The 17582-nt window shown below is 54.1% G+C and carries 14 protein-coding genes and 3 pseudogenes; 7 read left to right on the top strand and 10 right to left on the bottom strand.

Going from position 1 to position 17582, the window contains the following annotated elements; all coding sequences use genetic code 11:
* Nucleotides 1-234: 234 nt before the first annotated feature.
* Nucleotides 235-1224, bottom strand: a complete 990-nt coding sequence (locus tag JLG71_RS15150) for an NAD-dependent epimerase/dehydratase family protein (RefSeq protein ID WP_106510549.1) — start codon at nucleotides 1222-1224, stop codon at nucleotides 235-237.
* Nucleotides 1225-1320: 96 nt separating this feature from the next.
* On the opposite strand from JLG71_RS15150, the gene JLG71_RS15155 reads away from it, so the two are divergent.
* The gene (locus tag JLG71_RS15155; RefSeq protein ID WP_116280033.1) at nucleotides 1321-2232 is read left to right on the top strand and encodes a LysR family transcriptional regulator; all 912 of its coding nucleotides are present in this window, start codon (nucleotides 1321-1323) and stop codon (nucleotides 2230-2232) included.
* A gap of 287 nt (nucleotides 2233-2519) precedes the next feature.
* On the opposite strand, the gene JLG71_RS15160 is transcribed toward JLG71_RS15155, so the two are convergent.
* Nucleotides 2520-2972, bottom strand: coding sequence for a GNAT family N-acetyltransferase (locus JLG71_RS15160; RefSeq protein ID WP_200913577.1), 453 nt, complete (start codon nucleotides 2970-2972; stop codon nucleotides 2520-2522).
* Between the two features lie 200 nt (nucleotides 2973-3172).
* On the opposite strand from JLG71_RS15160, the pseudogene JLG71_RS15165 reads away from it, so the two are divergent.
* The 3 genes and pseudogenes from JLG71_RS15165 (at nucleotide 3173) to gap (ending at nucleotide 5687) form a co-directional block, all read left to right on the top strand.
* Nucleotides 3173-3384, top strand: a pseudogene (locus JLG71_RS15165) (hypothetical protein).
* A gap of 233 nt (nucleotides 3385-3617) precedes the next feature.
* Nucleotides 3618-4598, top strand: a complete 981-nt coding sequence (locus JLG71_RS15170; protein ID WP_048263748.1) for a GlxA family transcriptional regulator — start codon at nucleotides 3618-3620, stop codon at nucleotides 4596-4598.
* 78 nt (nucleotides 4599-4676) lie between these two features.
* Complete coding sequence (gap, locus tag JLG71_RS15175; protein WP_049078942.1) at nucleotides 4677-5687, top strand: type I glyceraldehyde-3-phosphate dehydrogenase; 1011 nt, start codon at nucleotides 4677-4679, stop codon at nucleotides 5685-5687.
* A gap of 291 nt (nucleotides 5688-5978) precedes the next feature.
* Here the strand turns inward: gap and JLG71_RS15180 are convergent, their stop codons facing one another.
* Both JLG71_RS15180 and JLG71_RS15185 read right to left on the bottom strand, forming a co-directional pair.
* On the bottom strand, nucleotides 5979-6950 hold the full coding sequence (locus JLG71_RS15180; protein ID WP_032720785.1) for a hypothetical protein: 972 nt from the start codon (nucleotides 6948-6950) through the stop codon (nucleotides 5979-5981).
* Nucleotides 6951-7570: 620 nt separating this feature from the next.
* Nucleotides 7571-8338: an arylamine N-acetyltransferase family protein gene (locus tag JLG71_RS15185; protein ID WP_014229167.1), complete on the bottom strand. Its 768-nt coding sequence runs from the start codon at nucleotides 8336-8338 to the stop codon at nucleotides 7571-7573.
* A gap of 38 nt (nucleotides 8339-8376) precedes the next feature.
* Between JLG71_RS15185 and JLG71_RS15190 the strand changes: the two genes are divergently transcribed.
* Nucleotides 8377-9873 carry an aminotransferase-like domain-containing protein gene (locus JLG71_RS15190; protein ID WP_064375857.1) on the top strand — a complete coding sequence of 499 codons (1497 nt, stop codon included), beginning with the start codon at nucleotides 8377-8379 and terminating at the stop codon, nucleotides 9871-9873.
* 69 nt (nucleotides 9874-9942) lie between these two features.
* Here the strand turns inward: JLG71_RS15190 and JLG71_RS28405 are convergent.
* From JLG71_RS28405 to JLG71_RS15205, 5 genes and pseudogenes are all read right to left on the bottom strand, one after another.
* Nucleotides 9943-10098: pseudogene (locus JLG71_RS28405) on the bottom strand (RNA polymerase sigma factor); the annotation flags it as partial.
* 22 nt (nucleotides 10099-10120) lie between these two features.
* Nucleotides 10121-10669: a tetratricopeptide repeat protein gene (locus tag JLG71_RS15195; RefSeq protein ID WP_014838337.1), complete on the bottom strand. Its 549-nt coding sequence runs from the start codon at nucleotides 10667-10669 to the stop codon at nucleotides 10121-10123.
* 111 nt (nucleotides 10670-10780) lie between these two features.
* Nucleotides 10781-10927: pseudogene (locus JLG71_RS28410) on the bottom strand (cytochrome b); the annotation flags it as partial.
* 298 nt (nucleotides 10928-11225) lie between these two features.
* Nucleotides 11226-11972 (bottom strand): SDR family NAD(P)-dependent oxidoreductase, encoded by a 747-nt coding sequence (locus JLG71_RS15200; RefSeq protein ID WP_200913579.1) that lies wholly within the window; start codon nucleotides 11970-11972, stop codon nucleotides 11226-11228.
* A 70-nt stretch (nucleotides 11973-12042) separates the two neighbouring features.
* On the bottom strand, nucleotides 12043-12732 hold the full coding sequence (locus tag JLG71_RS15205; RefSeq protein ID WP_025107944.1) for a helix-turn-helix transcriptional regulator: 690 nt from the start codon (nucleotides 12730-12732) through the stop codon (nucleotides 12043-12045).
* A gap of 283 nt (nucleotides 12733-13015) precedes the next feature.
* Between JLG71_RS15205 and JLG71_RS15210 the strand changes: the two genes are divergently transcribed.
* Both JLG71_RS15210 and JLG71_RS15215 read left to right on the top strand, forming a co-directional pair.
* Nucleotides 13016-13636 (top strand): histidine phosphatase family protein, encoded by a 621-nt coding sequence (locus JLG71_RS15210; RefSeq protein WP_200913581.1) that lies wholly within the window; start codon nucleotides 13016-13018, stop codon nucleotides 13634-13636.
* A 248-nt stretch (nucleotides 13637-13884) separates the two neighbouring features.
* The gene (locus tag JLG71_RS15215; protein ID WP_004121015.1) at nucleotides 13885-14364 is read left to right on the top strand and encodes an RrF2 family transcriptional regulator; all 480 of its coding nucleotides are present in this window, start codon (nucleotides 13885-13887) and stop codon (nucleotides 14362-14364) included.
* A gap of 63 nt (nucleotides 14365-14427) precedes the next feature.
* Here the strand turns inward: JLG71_RS15215 and oqxB are convergent, their stop codons facing one another.
* On the bottom strand, nucleotides 14428-17580 hold the full coding sequence (gene oqxB / locus JLG71_RS15220; protein WP_014229160.1) for a multidrug efflux RND transporter permease subunit OqxB: 3153 nt from the start codon (nucleotides 17578-17580) through the stop codon (nucleotides 14428-14430).
* Between the last annotated feature and the right edge of the window lie 2 nt (nucleotides 17581-17582).

Consider the following 17582-nt stretch of genomic DNA (forward strand, 5'->3'; position numbering starts at 1 on the left):
TATAACTCATTACTGTCTTATCACTCTTAAAAAAAATCTATATGATAAAATTTGGTACATCTACATAACTAAATACTTCCATCTTTAATTACTGTAGAATAATGTGCTTAAGCAAGTTTGGGTAGCAAGACTTCGGTAACCATCTTATTGGTCAAAGGTCCGCTCTTCGCTCATAGCGGACCTTCAGCCCAATTAGCCTGTCCGCTTCATGCCAGATGCAACCCTGGAGCGTCTCTATATTGTTATACGAGGCATCTCGGTACGATCAATGCAGCCCAGGCCCTGTAATGTCGCATGGACAGCTTCATCAAGAGGGGTGTGAGGCTCGGCACCTAAAAAATTCACCAGTTTCGTATTGTCCAGGCGAACCGGCTGGCGCCACAGGTACCGCATCTCCAGAAGTTCGCGTAAGGTTGCGTTGAAAGGTGCTGCCAGGTACATCAACCACCACGGAAATGATTGTATTTTGGCCATGCCGCCATAGCGTGCCGCTGTGCGTTGAATCGCGCTGACCATTTCGCTGCCGTCGGCATCCCAGTGACCTTGCATATGAAAACGTGCAAAGGGCTCAAGCTCCTCGCGTCGTGCCAGCAGCGCAACTATCGTTTCCGCGACATCAGGTAAGTAAGCCCACTGGTGACCGGTTGCAAACGAAGCTGGATTGGTAATGACGCCAGGCAGCTTGCCGGGCTTAATCAGACCTTGAGAAAACCAGTTATTACCGGCGCGCGGACCAAAAAAATCCCCCGCGCGGACGATCAATACCCGTCCGCCACGCTGCGAATAGGCCGCCAGTTCTTTCTCCATTTGTACCCTGATAGCTCCCTTCCTGGTGACCGGCGTCTGCTGAGCGTCTTCCCGTAATAGCGGAAAAGCGTCAGGTCCATAGTTGTAAACGGTACCGGGAAGCACGATCAAGGCGCCGGTTCGTTCTGCTGCGCCAATCGTGTTGCGCAGCATAGGCAGCACCAGATGCTTCCAGTTTCTGTAGCCGGGCGGATTGACGGCGTGAACGATCGCGCTACAGTCTGCTGCCGCAGCGGCGACCTGCTCCGGGTCGAGAGCGTCGCCCCCTATCCACTGGATGTCACCACGTCGTTCACTGCCATGAAGTCCTCGTTTTAGTGCACGAACGTCCCATTTTTTCTGAATAAGCCGGCGCGCCGTTTCACCACCGATTCCGCCGGTTGCGCCAAGTATCAGGACCTTGCCTCGGGTTTCCATATTGTCTGCCTCTTTGCTGATTTGACCTTGACAGCGTACGTACAGGCAGAGCTAAATGGAATTGCATATCTTTATAGGGCGGCTATACAAATTTGTATGAATACATCTATCCCATGGGAGTGGTACCGAACATTTCTGGCTGTGCTCAGGGAAGGCTCGCTTTCCGGCGCATCACGCAGGCTTTCGATTACGCAGCCTACAGCGGGACGGCATATCGCTGCGCTCGAGTCCGCTCTGGGCCAGGTGTTGTTCACGAGGTCACAGACGGGCTTGCTGGCGACTGAAACGGCGCTGGCGCTGAGGGTGCATGCCGAAGCGATGGAGAGCACCGCGAATACGCTAGCGCGCACAGCCTCCAACTTTAGTCATAACAGCGCGTCCATTCATGGCGTCGTCCGCGTCTCCGCGAGTGACGTTATCGGCGTTGAAGTTCTGCCGCCGCTTATTGCCAGGCTCAGGGAGTCTCACCCACAAATAACGATTGAATTAGTTCTGTCGAACCGGGTTCAGGATTTACTGCACAGGGAAGCCGATATTGCTGTACGCATGACGACGCCAGTACAGGAACAGCTTATTGCGCGTCGCGTTGGCCGCATTGAACTCGGTCTCCACGCATCGACGTCCTATCTTGCACGACATGGCACGCCTGAAAATAGCGAAGATCTGCTGAAACATGCGCTGATTGGCTTTGATCAGGATACGCCTTTCATCCGTAAGGCCCTGGAAAAATTCCCTCAGCTAAGCCGGAATGCATTTTCCATGCGCACCGACAGCGACGTGGCTCAGCTGAATCTTATTCGCGCCGGGGCCGGCATTGGCATATGCCAGGTGCAGTTGGCCAATGGCTCTGTTCCACTGCGGAGATTACTGCCGAATTTCTTTTCTTTCTATCTTGATACCTGGATCGTCATGCACGAAGACCTGCGCAATAGTCTGTGCTGCAAATTGGTTTTCGATGTTCTTACAAAGGGATTAGAGGAATATATCGGCCAGAAACAGGCGCAGTGAATCGCCATGGAGAAATGGCCCCTTTAAAGTGCCTGTATACTCCGCGCGTTTTCTCCGGGAGGAATCCCGCTCCTCGGTCATGCCGGCCGCTACGCCCTCCTCCGGCAGCTCCGCGTCGATGCAGAAACCGCGATGACCATGGTTCTGCATGAGCGCAACACACGATCCTGCGCATTATCATTATCTGTCTTTACTCTCACAGCCTTAACGCTATAGCTAAATGGGCATTGGTGGAGTTTGGTAGACAGCGTTGTGCCTGGAGCGCAAAGCGGGTCCAATTAATACAATCAGCGCAATGCTTTTGAGAAACACACGGCTTCTGTCCTACCGACATAGGGGCCGTAATTTTCAATACGAATATATCCATTTTTCTCGTAGAAATTTACTGCCCGATGGTTGATGTGTCGGGTTTCCAGTCTGAGTTCGCTATATCCCATATCTTTTGCAGATGTTTCCAGAAAAGTGAGTAAAGCTCCCCCAACTCCAGGCACGCTTCGGTCTGAAAACATTCTTTTAAGCTCGGCTATATTTTGCGTTATCGGCCGAATAGCGCCGCATCCTATTGCTTCGCCATGAGTATTCTTTGCCAATACCCATAAGGCTTTGTCATCATTCATTGCTTCAACGGTGAAATTGCTTTTGCCACTATCCCCCGTAATAGTGGCAAGTTCAGCTGATAGCATTTCGATTAAGCGATGGGACTCTGAAGAAAATGGATCGGATTTCTCTACAGTTATCATGGTCGTATCCTATAAATGAGAGTAACCAGCATAAAGTATCCTGCCTCAGAAAGCATGAACCGAAACTGATGCTGGAAGAGTATCCTTTCCCAAACTATCCCGGGGATGTTATGTCTGCTATTAGCTCATAGCGGAGATTCAACTCAGTTAGTTCGTCCGCTCCGTGCCAGGATCAGACGTTGTCTTCTCCCTGGTTCGCTATTAAACAGTATACGTGTGACCGGGTTGTCCCCCCGGATTTCGAACTGACAGGGTTAGATACGTTTATAGATAGCCCATCAAAAATGGGGAACGTTTAATGAAGGGGCGCTCGATCTGGGAAACCATTCGTTTTTTGTTAGGTCAACCGCGTAGTTGCCATATAAGTAGCATCAACTTTGAAGGTCCCACTCGCGAAAAACTGGGAGATTAAGGCTCCATTTGGCGACGTTGAGCAGAGTGTTCAACTTCCATTCCTCGCTCATAGCAGACATTCGGTACTATTTTTCCAGTCCAGTTTGTGCGAGACCAGCCTCATCAGGCAACCCCATCCCGTCGACGTCACGCCATCAGCGAGCGAGACGAGAGCGTCGCTGCGGTGGCAAAAACTTCCCCTTCCCCGTCTGTTCTGTTGACTTATTCTGTAAAAAGATTACTTTTCAGGACATGAAGAAGATACTTATTATTGTCCCTGATGGCGGCATGCTGTTTGAATCCGCCGGTATTGCCGACATTCTGATGCAGGCCAACCGTCTGCACCCGGAAGGCGCCGGGGAGCTTTGCTACCAGGTCCAGCTAGCGACCACCCAGCCGCATCAGGTGATCCATGGTCAGTCCGGTTTAAATCTGCTGGCCGATCATCGCCTGCATGAGATAGACCCTCGCGAGCCGCTCGATACCATCATGATTACCGGCAGAGGTCAAAACCCGCAGGAAGGGGTTGCGGTGGTTGACTGGCTGCGCCTTGCGGCTCCCCATGCCCGCCGCATTGCCTCCATATGCGGCGGAGCCCTGCTGCTGGCGCAAACCGGGCTGCTGGACGGCAGGCGAGCCACTACCCACTGGAAGCTACTGGATACCCTGCAGGCGGAATTTCCTCAGGTACGCGTCGAAGGCGGTCCGCTCTACATTCAGGACGAACACATCTGGACCTCTGGCGGGGTCAGTTCCGGCTTCGACCTCACCCTGGCGCTGGTTGAAGAGGACTACGGCTTTAGCCTGGCGCGCGATATTGCCCAGGATTTCGTCATGTACCTGCGTCGTCCCGGCGGCCAGCTGCAGTTTAGCCGCTACAACCTTCAGCAGACCAGCACCCTGGGCCCCATTAACGATCTGCTGGCGTGGTTGCTCGCAAACCTCACCACCGATCTCAGCGTGGATAAACTGGCGGAAAGAGTCGCCATGAGTCCAAGGAATTTCACCCGCGTATTTACCCGGGAAACCGGTGCTTCGCCGGCGCGCTACGTCGCCGAAGCCCGTCTGGCCGCCGCGCGGCAGCGTCTGGAGCAAACTAACGAGACGCTGGATCGTATCGCCGAACAAACGGGATTTGGCAGCAGCATTAACCTGCGACGGCTGTTTGAAAAACAGCTTCACCTCACACCCGGGGAATATCGCCAGCGATTTCACTGTCGCAAAATGGCGTAAAGTGATCCTTTTTTGTCATTTACGCCAAAGCCTGCCCGGCCTACTCTGACGCCAGAGACAATGGATAAGGAGTTAATCATGGTAAAGGTCGGTATTAACGGTTTTGGCCGTATTGGACGCAACGTACTGCGCGCTGCACTGGGCAATTCGGATATTCAGATTGTGGCGATCAACGATTTGACGGACAGCAAAACGCTGGCGCATCTGCTAAAATACGATTCGCTGCTCGGTAAGCTCGACGCGGACGTTACCGCCGGTGAAGGGCAGCTTGTGGTTGACGGTAAACCCATAACCGTATTCAGCGAACGCGACCCGGCCAATATCCCGTGGCATCAGCGTGAAGTCGATATCGTCATTGAAGCCACCGGATTCTTCACCGATCGCGACAAGGCGGCGGTGCATATCCACCGCGGTGGCGCAAAGCGCGTGATTATCTCCGCCCCCGGCAAAAACGATGATTTAACCATCGTGATGGGCGTTAACGATAGCCTCTACTCCCCGGATAAACACTACGTGGTCAGCAACGGTAGCTGCACCACCAACGGTCTGGCGCCTGCCGCCCAGGTTCTGCACCAGCATTTCGGTATTAAGCACGGCTTAATGAACACCACCCACGCCTACACCAACAGCCAGGCCCTGCACGATCAGCCGGAAAAAGATCTGCGCGGCGCTCGCGCCGCCGCGCTGTCGATAGTGCCTTACTCCAGCGGCGCAGCGAAGGCGCTGGGCAAAGTTATTCCTGAGCTGGATGGCCGCTTAACGGGATACTCGCTGCGCGTCCCGGTACCGGTGGTGTCTATTGTCGACCTGACCGTGACGCTGGCGCGAGAGGTGACGGCCGAAGAGGTGAACAATGCCTTTCGTGAAGCCGCCGCCGCGGGGCCGCTAAAAGGGATTCTCGGCTATAGCGATGAACCGCTCGTCTCCAGCGACTACCAGGGTGACCCGCGCTCGTCGATTATCGACGGTCTGTCAACGCTGGTGATTGGCGGCAATATGGTTAAAATTCTGGCGTGGTACGACAATGAATGGGGATTCTCTAACCGCCTCGTTGACCTGGCGCTAATGATGGCAAGGCGTGAGCGTTAATTCACTGCGGGTGTTATTGATAGTTGACATCACTCTGTCCCGGAGAGATTCCCTGGTGACGCGCAGCAGGCTCCTCTGAGCGCCTGATAAAAAGCATAAATGCCCTCGAAGGGCATTTATGCTTTAGCGGTAATGTGCGAGGGTCAGTATTTACTTAACCATTATTCCTGCGGGGCCGGAAAATAGTCAGTGCACAAATAGCGCGATTAAAATAATGATAGGAATTGGCACACCCAGAAAGAAAAGCAATATTGAACGCATAGGTTCCTCCCGTATAATGAGTATTAGACGTTATAAATCACGCTGACGGCCGCCATAGGTGGCACAGAGACTGGCAACAAAAGCGCCAATTAACAGAGAAATAAATGACCACAGAGTGACGTAGCTGGTGGTTTTTCTGGCGGCGTCTGCGGCCTGCTGCGCTTTATCTTTTGCCTCTTTCAAATTAGCCTGGGCTTTATCATAAACCGCCTGCACCCGCTGCTCGGCCTCTTGCTGACTGATGCCGGTATTCTGAGAAACCAGCTGCGCCACATAGGTCAGATCATCCTTGGGAAGCGCGCCAGAATAAATACTGTTAGCAAAAATGCCCGTCACCTCGGCTAATTGAGCGGGTGACTCCGCCTTTGGCGGCGCCGGTTGATTCATGGCCATGACATCATTGCCCGGTGCGTTGCTGTTACCTGCCGGAGTGGAGCCGCTCGCCCTGAACAGCGAGCGGGTAAAATATTCCATCGATGACTTCGATAACATCGAGGATCCCTCCCCCGCGTTATTCACGGCGGTTGCCGTCGCGCCCCCGGCAACGGAACCAATGACTTTTGCGCTGCCGCCGATGAGTGAACTGATGGTGGTGGTTAAAAGAACGGCTGATACCAGCAGCGCCACCGCCCATGTCAGAAAGCCATGCGCCGTATCGCGGAAATAGATTTCATTGGTATGCGTATCAACCCATTTAGTCCGAAGCCGTCCGGCCAGATATCCCCCCATTCCTGACGCCACAATTTGGGTAAACGTCAGCCAGGCGATGGCGGCAATACCGACGGTACCCGCCGCAAGACCTTGATTTTCCCAGGGAGAGATTGAGGTGAGGCCTAATCCGGCGCCAAGCATGAGCAGCATAAGCGCCAGCGAGGCGGCAGCGGCGGCGCCTGCAAATATCGCCCCCCATGAAACCGCGCTCGCGCTGTTTACAGCAGCCGCAGGCAAGTGCCTGGCCGCTTCCTGACTGCTTATATTGGTAGAGTCGTAGATATTCGTCATTTACGTTGTCCTTTGAAATAACTCAATTAGCCCGGTGTCGTTTTACACAAACGTCCAGAGCAGGAATTTACCTGCCAGACCCAGGGCAATATCGAGCGGGATAATTATCGTCAGCAGCCATCACTCGCTGCTTAAATTTTGGGCATTCGACACAGAGCCAATTATCTAAATTAATACGAACGAGCAGTGTATGAATTTAATCAACAATTTGATTTTAGTAGATGATTTTATTTTAACCATTCTTTATCGCCAAAAATATTGCCACATAGCTGTAACTATTTGTTAGCAATGAATTTCCAGGCGCAGGCGATTATGTGGCGGAAATATGTACTACGGATACGGATTGGCCAGCCCAGATAGAATTATCTTATTTTTGTAGTGGTAATTAACTGAATAGCCTTGTTTATTAAAAGTGGCGTTAGTTTTTTATTTGCATTATCTGCTATTTCATATACCCGCCGGCAACGTAAATAATCGCCCGCTGCTGATGTCGCAGCAGATGAACAGATTGAGAGGGGCACGGGGAAGCGGTCACTCCCGCCTCATGGCGATCGCGATGGCTCCCCCGGCATCCCCGCTTCGTGCCCGTTCCGCCTGGACTCATTGGCCCTTTTGATTAATTAGCGGGCAGACAACGCAAAGCGCTGCTCAAGTACATGCGCAATCTCATCGTCTTCCAGCCGCTGCTTTTCTACCCGATCCGCGGTAATGCTCTTGAGCGTATTGCCCAGCAGAATAAAGCGCCCCTCGGGCTGATGCTGTATAACCAGCAGCTTTTGTACAAAGACCGCGTCGGGGTGCGTGGAGTTAAGGAAATTGGCCGGAGCAAAATCAATCCATTCCTGAGGTGACAGGTCAAAACCGTATTGGTTGGCCCAGCTTCCCTCAACTTTTGCCTGCAGCAGATAGTCGCCGTGCGCATCGCGGCTAAGCCGGAACGTATCGAAATCCTGGATAATGTCCGTATCAAGTTCATCCAGGGCCAGCGGCGCGCGAATACCGTAGCTCCCAAAGCCAAGGTCGCAAAGCCACTGACGGCCCTCGACTTCCGCGACGACCGCCATATGGGTTTTAGGCCGGCGCGCGGGATAAAACATGGGCCGCGCCGCGACAAACCGCCAGGCAATGCCCAGCGCTTCCAGCGCCATGGTAAACAGCCCGTTGAGTTCATAGCAGTAGCCGCCCCGTCTCTGCCGTAAGAGCTTGTTGGCAATATCATCGGGCTCCATCGACACGATTTTACCTGCCTGTACGTCCAGATTTTCGAAGGGGATGGCAAAGAGCTGGTGACGCATGAGCGCGTGTAGCGTTGCGGTATCCGCTGCCGCAGGCCCGCTATAGCCTATGCGGCGGAAGTAAAGTGAAAGGTCAAAACTGTCGCTGTGCATGTGATTTCCCCGGCTGGTTGGTGTGGAACACACTATAGATGGCGCCCCGCTTCGCCTGTATAGTCAGATTTATCAAAAAGCAGACTATACAGATGACGATGTCCGAAATATCCCCGCCGACGCCCCACTACCGCCGTATAGCCGATATGCTGCGGCTGACGCTTGCTTCAGGCGCTTTACGGGCAGGAGATCGCATTATCTCCGCGCGTAAACTGGCCGAACGCGAGCAGGTCAGCCTCCCCACGGCCCTGGAAGCGCTGCGTTATCTTGAGGCGGAGGGTCTGATTATCGCGCGACCGCGTTCAGGCTATTTTGTCCGCCAGCCAGCCGCCTCCGGAAATGAACAGCGCGCTGCCTCTTTGCCCGGTCCGGTGCCGGTGACTATGTCCGCCATTGCCCGGTCGCTGTTCGGTAGCGCTGAAGCGCGTCTGGTGCCGCTTGGCGCCGCGCTACCCGATCCCGCCTGGCTTCCCGTGGATGCACTACAGCGGGCACTGCACACCGCCGGTCGTCGGCTTGATGCGCGCGGGCAGAGCTACAGCCTGCCCCCGGGAAGAGCGGACCTGCGCAGAAAGATTGCCGCACGCGCTGCGCAGTGGGGCGCTCTTTTTGGCGCGGATGACCTTATCATTACGGCAGGCGCAACCCAGGCGCTACGTTTGGCGCTTCGCGCGGTATGCCAGCCGGGCGATGCTGTCGCGATTGAGCAGCCCGCCTACTTCGGCACGCTTCTGCTGCTGGAAGATCTGGGTCTGAAAGCGTTACAGATCCCCACAGACCCGATTGAAGGCTTATTGTTGGCGCCCCTTGAAGAGGCTATCCAGCGCCACCGCCCTGCGGCCGTGCTTGCCTCACCCACAGTGCAAAATCCGCTGGGTGCCAGCATGCCCGTGGCGCGCAAACAGGCGCTGGTGGCGCTGCTCGCCGATAAGGGCATCCCGCTCATTGAGGACGATGTGTATGGCGATCTGGCCGGTGGCGCCCAGCGTCCGCCCGCGTGTAAAGCCTTCGACAGGGACGGAAATGTGATTTATTGCAGTTCGCTGTCGAAAACCCTGGCGCCGGGCTGGCGAATTGGCTGGATTGCTGCCGGACGTTATCACTCCGCGATATTGCAGGCCCGCATGGCCGGAGAATGGGCAGGCGCGCCGCTGATTGAAGCCGCGGCAAACGAGATCCTCGCCAGCGGCGATTACGACAGGCACCTGCGGCACCTGAAGCTGCGGATTGCGGAAGGTATGCGCGCTATCATCACCCGAGTTGAAGCTTGCTTCCCACCGGGCACGCGCGTCGCGGCTCCGGAAGCCGGCTTTTTGATTTGGGTACAACTCCCCTCCAGGATAGATGCGCTGGAGGTACATCGTCGCGCACTCGCCCTGGGCATTGGCGTCAGTCCGGGGCCGCTGTTTTCCCCGGGCGCGGCGGAACTGCAAAACTACCTGCGCCTGAACGGTGCGAATGAACCCACCCCCGCGCTTTTGCATGCCGTTGAACAGCTCGGTATCGTATGCCACGAATTGGCCAGGGAACATTGACAGCGGCTATTGCCCGGGGCCGGTCAATTGGAGATAAAACCAGGATAGGGTAACCAATCGGGACGGGCAACGTGTCGGCCGCCTCCTCGGGGTGAACCGCGCGCTTTTTTCAAGCGCGCGGACACAGGCAGACTGAACCAGCTCTTCGACAACCAGAACCAGCCCATAGCGCCACAGGCGTGTCAGATATGCAGCAAGATGCTGACGGACGCCGCTGGTCGTAATTTTTTTATCCTCATACTCTTATTCAGGACTCAGGATGACCGTCGATCGCTGCCTGAAGATCCCGGTACTCCTCGCAGCTATGGCCGCACAGCGTGGCGATAGTTTTCAATTGCTCTTTTGCCAGGTCAGGACGGCCTTTCGCCAGCCATGCTTCACCAAGGTATTCACGTACTTTGGCATAGGTCGGATCGAGCGCGATTGAACGCTGATAGTAGCCGATGCCCTCATCGGTACGGCCCAGCTTACGCGTGGCATAGCCCCGGTAATTCCAGGCTTCCGCGGTATCGCCATTTTTCAGGGTGTTGAGCAGGTCCAGGGCCGCCTGGTACTCCCCTTTTTTGGCCAGATGATAGGCATAACGCGTTTTGTCTTCATCGCTGAGCTGGCTTGTTTTTTCAGGGACGCACTGTTTTTTCGTGCTGTCATACACCTGTCCGCTGGGGCAGTCCGGCGTTTTGCTATTGGTACTATTGTCACCTGCGGCCAAAACCGGCGTGGTCAGCAGAGCAAACACCACGGGCAGCAGCAGACGTTGATTAATGGCGGAATGTAAAAACGACAACGTGTTCATAGTGAACTCCGGGTTAACGAAAAGAACGGCAAGGCAGCATACGACGCGGTATGCTGTCCCGTAGCAGATAGTGAGGGAAAAGCGCGCAGCAAATATGACCGGCCCGCCGCTTTTTTTCAGGGGCGTTCCCCGCTCCAGCGGCTCCCGGATATGTGCGCTTGCAAACAGGAAAATGACATTGGCTGCGGTGACCCAATGCCGTGCCAGGGTAAAACTATCGCGGCACTGTTGTGTTAGCGGTTGCGTTGTTGCAGTCATAAATGATGACTCCATCAGTACGTTGATGATGAGTTAACGCCACAACCTTTTAATCTATTCGATAAAAAATACGTTTTTTCGTTTTTTATCGCCGGGCTCAGGTACGATCCTTCTTCGCGCCCTCGTATGAGTATACATCCCCGTTTATTCCTTCACATTTCTGGCGACGCAGCGAAGAGGAGTATCTTGTCGCCAAATATCAGTGATAGCCAGCGCCGGGCTGACGCTGACGGAACGGCCCGGCATGCCCCTGGCCTCTGACGCGGTAAAACGGAGGCTTAAAAACCTAACGGGAATGTCACTCAGCTAAAAAACCACCATCAATGGGATAAACGCCTCCGGTACAGAACGCTGATTTATCTGACAACAAAAACAATATGAAGTCTGCGATTTCCTGCATTTTTGCCATCCTTTTCATAGGGTGGCTATTTGCGAAACTGCGTACGATATTTTCAGGGAGTTCGCTTATTCGTGGGGTTTGGACATAGCCCGGAGCGACGGCATTGATGCGAATGCCTTGACATGCAAACTCCAGCGCTGCGGTTTGGGTTAAACCAATTATACCATGCTTAGCGGCGGTGTAAGGCGCCAGCCCAGGAATGCCAACCAGACCATTTACTGCAGATAAATTAACGATAGCGCCCCCCATCTTCATCATCTGAGGTATCTCGTATTTTAGGCAGTAAAAAAAGCTGCTCAATGAGGTGGCAATGACCTTATCCCAGTTTTCAACTGTCTGCTCTGTTATCTTTTTACCATGCTCACCTGTTATGCCTGCATTATTGACAGCATAATCAAGCCTGCCAAAATAGTTGATAACGTCATCTATCATTTGCCGTACTTGTTCGGGCTGTGACACATCGCATCCGATCCCCATTGCTGGTTGCCCCTGTGAAGACAATTGTTTCGCTTTTTGTTTCGCCTCCTCTGACGAGCGGGATACAATGACGACCTTCGCGCCATGTTTGTGTAACTGCTCTGCGACTGCCTCGCCTATACCTGCAGTACTGCCGGTGATAACAGCCACTTTATTTTGAAAATTCATAATTCCCCCTATGACGTAGCATTGAGTCTTACATCTGAGGAAGTATACAAATTCGCAGTGACAGTTTTTGTCAGTACTCTTTCTCCGGGCCGATCCCCTCTTTCATTCTCCATTTATTCAATAAAACTAACCTGCTTTCACTATACCTGGAATCCAGCGGCACAATGCCTTGTATTTTGTCCGTTCTAAAATGACGGAAATCCTTTCTCATTTCACACCATGCAACCAAAAGCCAGCATGACTCCATATATACCAATGCGATGGGCCATATGACTCGAGAAGAGTTAACATTGCTCTTATCACAATACTTTATTTTGATCCTCTTTCGTTTTTTAATCGCATTACGCAAGTCTTCAAAAAACACCTCATTCTTTTCTGTGGGACCGGTCAGATAGGATTGACTCTCAATAAGATTTTTTAATTCGCCGGGAATAACGGCATGTATTTTGGCAAGCGCATTCCTTGCGTTTTTTTTGAAATCATTATCCGTATTATGAGAAACCCAATTAAGCCCAAGTATAATAGCATTGATTTCTTCATGAGAAAGATTTAAGGGCGGCAAATGAAAGTCAGACTTAACGATATAACCAATTCCAGCCCCCCCTTCAATGCACACGCCTTGCTGCTGTAGCGTTTTTATATCTCTGTAAAGGGAACGCACGCTTATTTCTAATCTTTCTGAGAGAGCGGATGCCGTGATCGGATATCTTTGCGCCCTTAATATCTGTAGTAATTCGAGAAGCCTTTCTGTTCTGGTCATGCTGATAAATCCATCTTCATCCTGAGACGATATCTTAACGCCTCTGTTGGATAAATATCTTAGTATAAAGCAAACGTACATGCTTAAGCTGAGTGGCTCCCCGTTGTTTAATACACCGCGACAGGACATAGGGTGAGTTTGGTAGGCAGTGCTTTGTGCCAGAAGCGGACATTATCGCTGGATAATATCCAGAAACCGGCTTCAAACGTTCACCATGCTACACTTTCGCCCTGAATCAGATAAACAAACGGGTAGTCACGTTGGATAACGGATCTCAAATACGATGAAAGTGATATGGGTGAGGCACGCAGAAACCGAGTGGAATCATAGAGGGATTATTCAGGGGCGTCGCGACAGCTTCGTAACCCACCGCGGTATGCAAGAAACAGCGGCGTTACTGACAGCGCTGACGAAAGAGGCATATCCGATAGAATGTGTTTACAGCTCCCCGCTTGGGCGCGCCTTGCACATGGGGCTGAAGCTGTCTGAAGGTCTTGGCTGCCCGTTAAAAGTTGAAGAATCTCTTAAGGAACAGTCGTTTGGTTGCTTTGAAGGGATATCTTTCGAGCACTTCAGGCGAGACAATCCGCGTGATGCAGATGCGTTGCTCGCCCTTGATGCAGCCTATTGTCCCCCGGAGGGAGAGTCGTTAGCCCAGGCGACTCGACGCGTGATAAATTTCTTACAACACCTGCAAAATACCAATGCACATCAGATCGTCGGTGTTGTTTCTCACGGGCATGTCAGTCAGGGCGTGCTGGCGTTACTTAAAGAGGGGACTCTCGATAACTTCTCTCGCTATGCGCACCCCAATGCGAGTTACTCTGTTTTCGATTTTACGGACGGCAAATGCGCCGCGCTCAGATGGGGGATGGCTACCCATCTCATTCAACTTCAACGATAAACGCCCATTAAGACCCCGGGGGTTCTGTGCGCCCGAGCGGGTATTAAATGCTGATACCTTTTTCATCAGTGCCTCACGCCATGGCGTGAGGCATCGGCTGGCCCCGCTCTCACTCACGCTTTTTTACCTGGCGGGAAAAGCGCAGATTGCTTCAAAAAAATTACCGTATTTGGTATATTGTTGTTTATTGCTTACTCACCTCTGCGGTGCCAAAAAGAACAAGATTCACCGCTACCCAGGATAAGAAAATGTTAGATTACCGCTTCCCGACAGCTTTGCAGATGGTTCTCAGCGTAGCAATGGCGGAGCAGTTGGGTGAACGTTCGACGAGCGCGATTCTGGCCTACGGCCTGGAAGCGAACCCGAGCTTTATCCGCAAACTCATGGTTCCTCTCACCCGTGACGGCATTATTGTCTCAACGCTTGGCCGCAACGGCTCTATTCATCTCGGCCGCCCGGCGGAAGAGATCACCCTGCGCGATATCTACGTCTCCGTTATCGAAGATAAAAAACTGTGGGCGTCGCGCCCTGACGTCCCCGCCCGCTGCGTGGTCAGCGCGAACGCGTGCTGGTACTTCAAATCTATCGCCGATGAAGCGGAGCAGGCTTCGCTACAGGTACTGGCACGCCACACCGTGGCAAGCGCGCTGGAAGAAGTGAAAAAAGCCGATACCAGCGGGTGCGATCCGGTGCCTGAACTTATCGCCAAATATAAAGAAGCCCATTAATTTTCCTTGAGCGCCAAAAAACCGCCTTCACAGTGAAGGCGGTTTTTTGTTATCTGCCGCACCCTACGCCGGCGAAACGTCCTCAGCAGGTTTACCGCGCGTCACGAATTTACGCAGCGTCACGTAAAACACCGGGGTCAGGAACAGACCAAACAGCGTCACCCCCAGCATCCCGGAGAACACCGTGATCCCGGTAACGCCGCGCACTTCCGCGCCCGCGCCGTGACCGAGGATCAGCGGGATGGTCCCGGCAATAAAGGCGATAGAGGTCATCACAATCGGGCGTAAACGCAGGCGACACGCCTCCAGCGCCGCTTCCATGATCCCTTTCCCCTGGATTTCCAGCTCGCGGGCAAATTCCACGATCAGAATCGCGTTTTTACAGGCCAGCCCCATCAGCACCACCAGCCCCACCTGTACGAACACGTTGTTATCTCCCCCGGTCAGCCAGACGCCAAACAGCGCGGAGAGCATCGTCATCGGCACGATAAGAATCACCGCCAGCGGCAGCGTCCAGCTTTCATACAGCGCCGCCAGCACCAGAAACGCCAGCAGCACCGCCACCGGGAAGACGATCAGCGCCGTATTGCCCTGCGTGGCCTGCTGGAAGCTCAGATCCGTCCATTCGATATTCATCCCGTTCGGCAATATCTGGCCGGACATCTTCTCCAGCTGCGTCATCGCCTGCGAGGAAGAGAGTACGCGCGGATCGGCATCGCCAATCAAATCCGCCGCCGGATAGCCATTGTAGCGAATCACCGGGTCCGGTCCGTAGGTGGTGCTGATATTCACCATACTGCCGATTGGCACCATTTCGCCCTGATTATTCCGCGTGCGCAAATTGGCAATATCCTCCACGCTTTCGCGGAACGGGCCGTCAGCCTGCGCCATCACGCGCCAGGTCCGCCCGAACTGGTTAAAATCATTGACGTAAGACGATCCCAGATAGGTTTGCAGCGTACCAAACAGATCGGTGAGCGACACACCCTGCGCTTTCGCCTTATCACGATCGACCTGGACATCCAGCTGCGGCACGTTCGCCTGGTAGGTGGAGATCGGGAAGTGCATCCCCGGCGTCTGCATAATGGTACCGGACATCGCGTTTACCGCGCTTTGCAGCGCACCATAGCCAAGACCTGCCCGGTCCTGAATATAGAGCGAATAGCCGGAACCCTGGCCGAGCCCTAAAATCGGCGGAGGCAAAATAGAGAAGCCAAAGCCCTGCTGGATTTGCGCGATTTTCGCGTTGATCTCAGCGTTAATTTCCGCCGCCGAATGTTTACGCTGGTCGAACGGCTTCAGGCCAAAGAAGACCGTTCCGGTATTCGGCGTATTGGTGAACTGCAGCGCGTTAAGCCCCGGAAACGCGACCGCGTAATCCACGCCTTCGGTATTCATCCCGATTTCGCTCATTTTGCGGATCACCGCATCGGTGCGCGCCAGCGAAGAACCTTCCGGCATTTTCACGCCGCCGATTAAATACAGTTTATCCTGCGTCGGTATAAATCCGCCGGGTACCGCTTTAAACATGACGCCCGCCGCGCAGAGCAGAAGCACATAGACCACAAACACCGCCCCGCGTCGTCCGAGCGTTTTTCCCACCAGCCCCTGATAGCCGTTCGAGCTGCGGTGGAAAAAGCGGTTAAACGGACGAAAAATCCAGCCGAAAAGACGGTCGATAAGCCGGGTCGGGAAGTCTTTCGGCGCGCCGTGCGGTTTTAGCAGCAGCGCGGCCAGCGCCGGAGAGAGCGTCAGCGAGTTGATGGCGGAGATCACCGTGGAGATGGCGATCGTCACCGCAAACTGCTTGTAGAACTGGCCGGTCACGCCCGAGAGAAACGCCATCGGCACAAACACCGCGCACAGCACCAGCGCAATGGCGATAATCGGGCCGGACACCTCACGCATCGCCTGATGCGCCGCGGCGAGCGGAGCCAGCCCTTCCTCGATATTTCGCTCGACGTTTTCCACCACCACGATGGCATCATCCACCACGATGCCGATGGCCAGCACCAGCCCGAACAAGCTCAGGGTATTCAGCGAGAAGCCCAGCAGGTAGAGAATGCTGAAGGTACCCACAACCGAAACCGGCACCGCGATCAGCGGAATAATCGACGCGCGCCAGGTTTGCAGGAACAGGATCACCACCAGCACAACCAGCACCACCGCTTCCAGCAGCGTTTGCACCACCGCGCGAATGGAATCGCGAACAAATACCGTCGGATCGTAAGGCGCCGCCCATTTCATATCCTGCGGGAAACGCTTCGACAGCTCGTCCATTTTGGCACGCACCGCATTAGACAAATCGATGGCGTTCGCCCCCGGCGACTGGAAGATACCAATCCCGACCGCATCTTTATTGTTCAGCTGGGAACGCAGCGCATAGCTGCCGGAGCCCATTTCGATACGCGCCACGTCGCGCAGGCGGACGACCGTACCGTCCTGCGTTGTTTTCAGGACAATATTGCCAAACTCTTCTTCGGTATGCAGGCGCCCCTGGGCGTTAATGGAGATCAGGAAGTCGCTCTCTTTCGGCAGCGGCTCGGCGCCAAGCTGCCCGGCGGAAACCTGGACGTTCTGCTCCTGCATCGCCGTGACCACATCCGACGCGGTCAACCCGCGCGCCGCAACCTTGTTGGGATCGAGCCAGACGCGCATCGCGTATTCGCCCGAGCCAAAAATCTGAATTTGGCCGACGCCGGGCAGGCGCGCCAGTTCATCCTTCACCTTCAGCGTGGCGTAGTTACGCATATACAGGGAATCGTATTTACCGCCGGGCGAAAACAGATGCACCACCAGCGTCAGCGTCGGCGACTGTTTCTGGGTGGTGATCCCCAAACGCCGCACATCTTCCGGCAGACGCGCTTCGGCCTGCGATACCCGGTTTTGCACCTGAACCTGCGCCTGATCGGGATCGGTACCCGGACGGAAGGTTACGGTGGTCACCAGTACGCCGTCAGAACCGGCGACGGATTTCATGTACATCATATTTTCAACGCCGTTGATCGCCTCTTCCAGCGGCGTCGCCACGGTCTCGGCAATCACTTTCGGGTTGGCGCCCGGATACTCCGCGCGCACCTGCACGCTGGGCGGTACGACGTCAGGATATTCGCTCACCGGCAGCAGCGGGATGGCGATTAATCCGGTGATAAAAATCAGAATCGACAGAACGGCGGCAAAAATCGGCCTGTCGATGAAAAAACGGGAAAAGTCCATGG

This window comes from Klebsiella michiganensis, from assembly GCF_015139575.1.
GTDB classification, from domain to species: domain Bacteria; phylum Pseudomonadota; class Gammaproteobacteria; order Enterobacterales; family Enterobacteriaceae; genus Klebsiella; species Klebsiella michiganensis.

What these genes read in the sequence shown, in the direction of transcription:
- JLG71_RS15185 (WP_014229167.1), bottom strand. Translation starts at nt 8,338, where the DNA reads ATGCACAGCGACAGTTTTGACCTTTCACTTTACTTCCGCCGCATAGGC.
- JLG71_RS15210 (WP_200913581.1), top strand. Translation starts at nt 13,016, where the DNA reads ATGAAAGTGATATGGGTGAGGCACGCAGAAACCGAGTGGAATCATAGA.
- gap (WP_049078942.1), top strand. Translation starts at nt 4,677, where the DNA reads ATGGTAAAGGTCGGTATTAACGGTTTTGGCCGTATTGGACGCAACGTA.
- JLG71_RS15150 (WP_106510549.1), bottom strand. Translation starts at nt 1,224, where the DNA reads ATGGAAACCCGAGGCAAGGTCCTGATACTTGGCGCAACCGGCGGAATC.
- JLG71_RS15160 (WP_200913577.1), bottom strand. Translation starts at nt 2,972, where the DNA reads ATGATAACTGTAGAGAAATCCGATCCATTTTCTTCAGAGTCCCATCGC.
- JLG71_RS15170 (WP_048263748.1), top strand. Translation starts at nt 3,618, where the DNA reads ATGAAGAAGATACTTATTATTGTCCCTGATGGCGGCATGCTGTTTGAA.
- JLG71_RS15180 (WP_032720785.1), bottom strand. Translation starts at nt 6,950, where the DNA reads ATGACGAATATCTACGACTCTACCAATATAAGCAGTCAGGAAGCGGCC.
- JLG71_RS15205 (WP_025107944.1), bottom strand. Translation starts at nt 12,732, where the DNA reads ATGACCAGAACAGAAAGGCTTCTCGAATTACTACAGATATTAAGGGCG.
- JLG71_RS15215 (WP_004121015.1), top strand. Translation starts at nt 13,885, where the DNA reads ATGTTAGATTACCGCTTCCCGACAGCTTTGCAGATGGTTCTCAGCGTA.
- JLG71_RS15190 (WP_064375857.1), top strand. Translation starts at nt 8,377, where the DNA reads ATGGCGCCCCGCTTCGCCTGTATAGTCAGATTTATCAAAAAGCAGACT.
- JLG71_RS15200 (WP_200913579.1), bottom strand. Translation starts at nt 11,972, where the DNA reads ATGAATTTTCAAAATAAAGTGGCTGTTATCACCGGCAGTACTGCAGGT.
- JLG71_RS15195 (WP_014838337.1), bottom strand. Translation starts at nt 10,669, where the DNA reads ATGAACACGTTGTCGTTTTTACATTCCGCCATTAATCAACGTCTGCTG.
- oqxB (WP_014229160.1), bottom strand. Translation starts at nt 17,580, where the DNA reads ATGGACTTTTCCCGTTTTTTCATCGACAGGCCGATTTTTGCCGCCGTT.
- JLG71_RS15155 (WP_116280033.1), top strand. Translation starts at nt 1,321, where the DNA reads ATGAATACATCTATCCCATGGGAGTGGTACCGAACATTTCTGGCTGTG.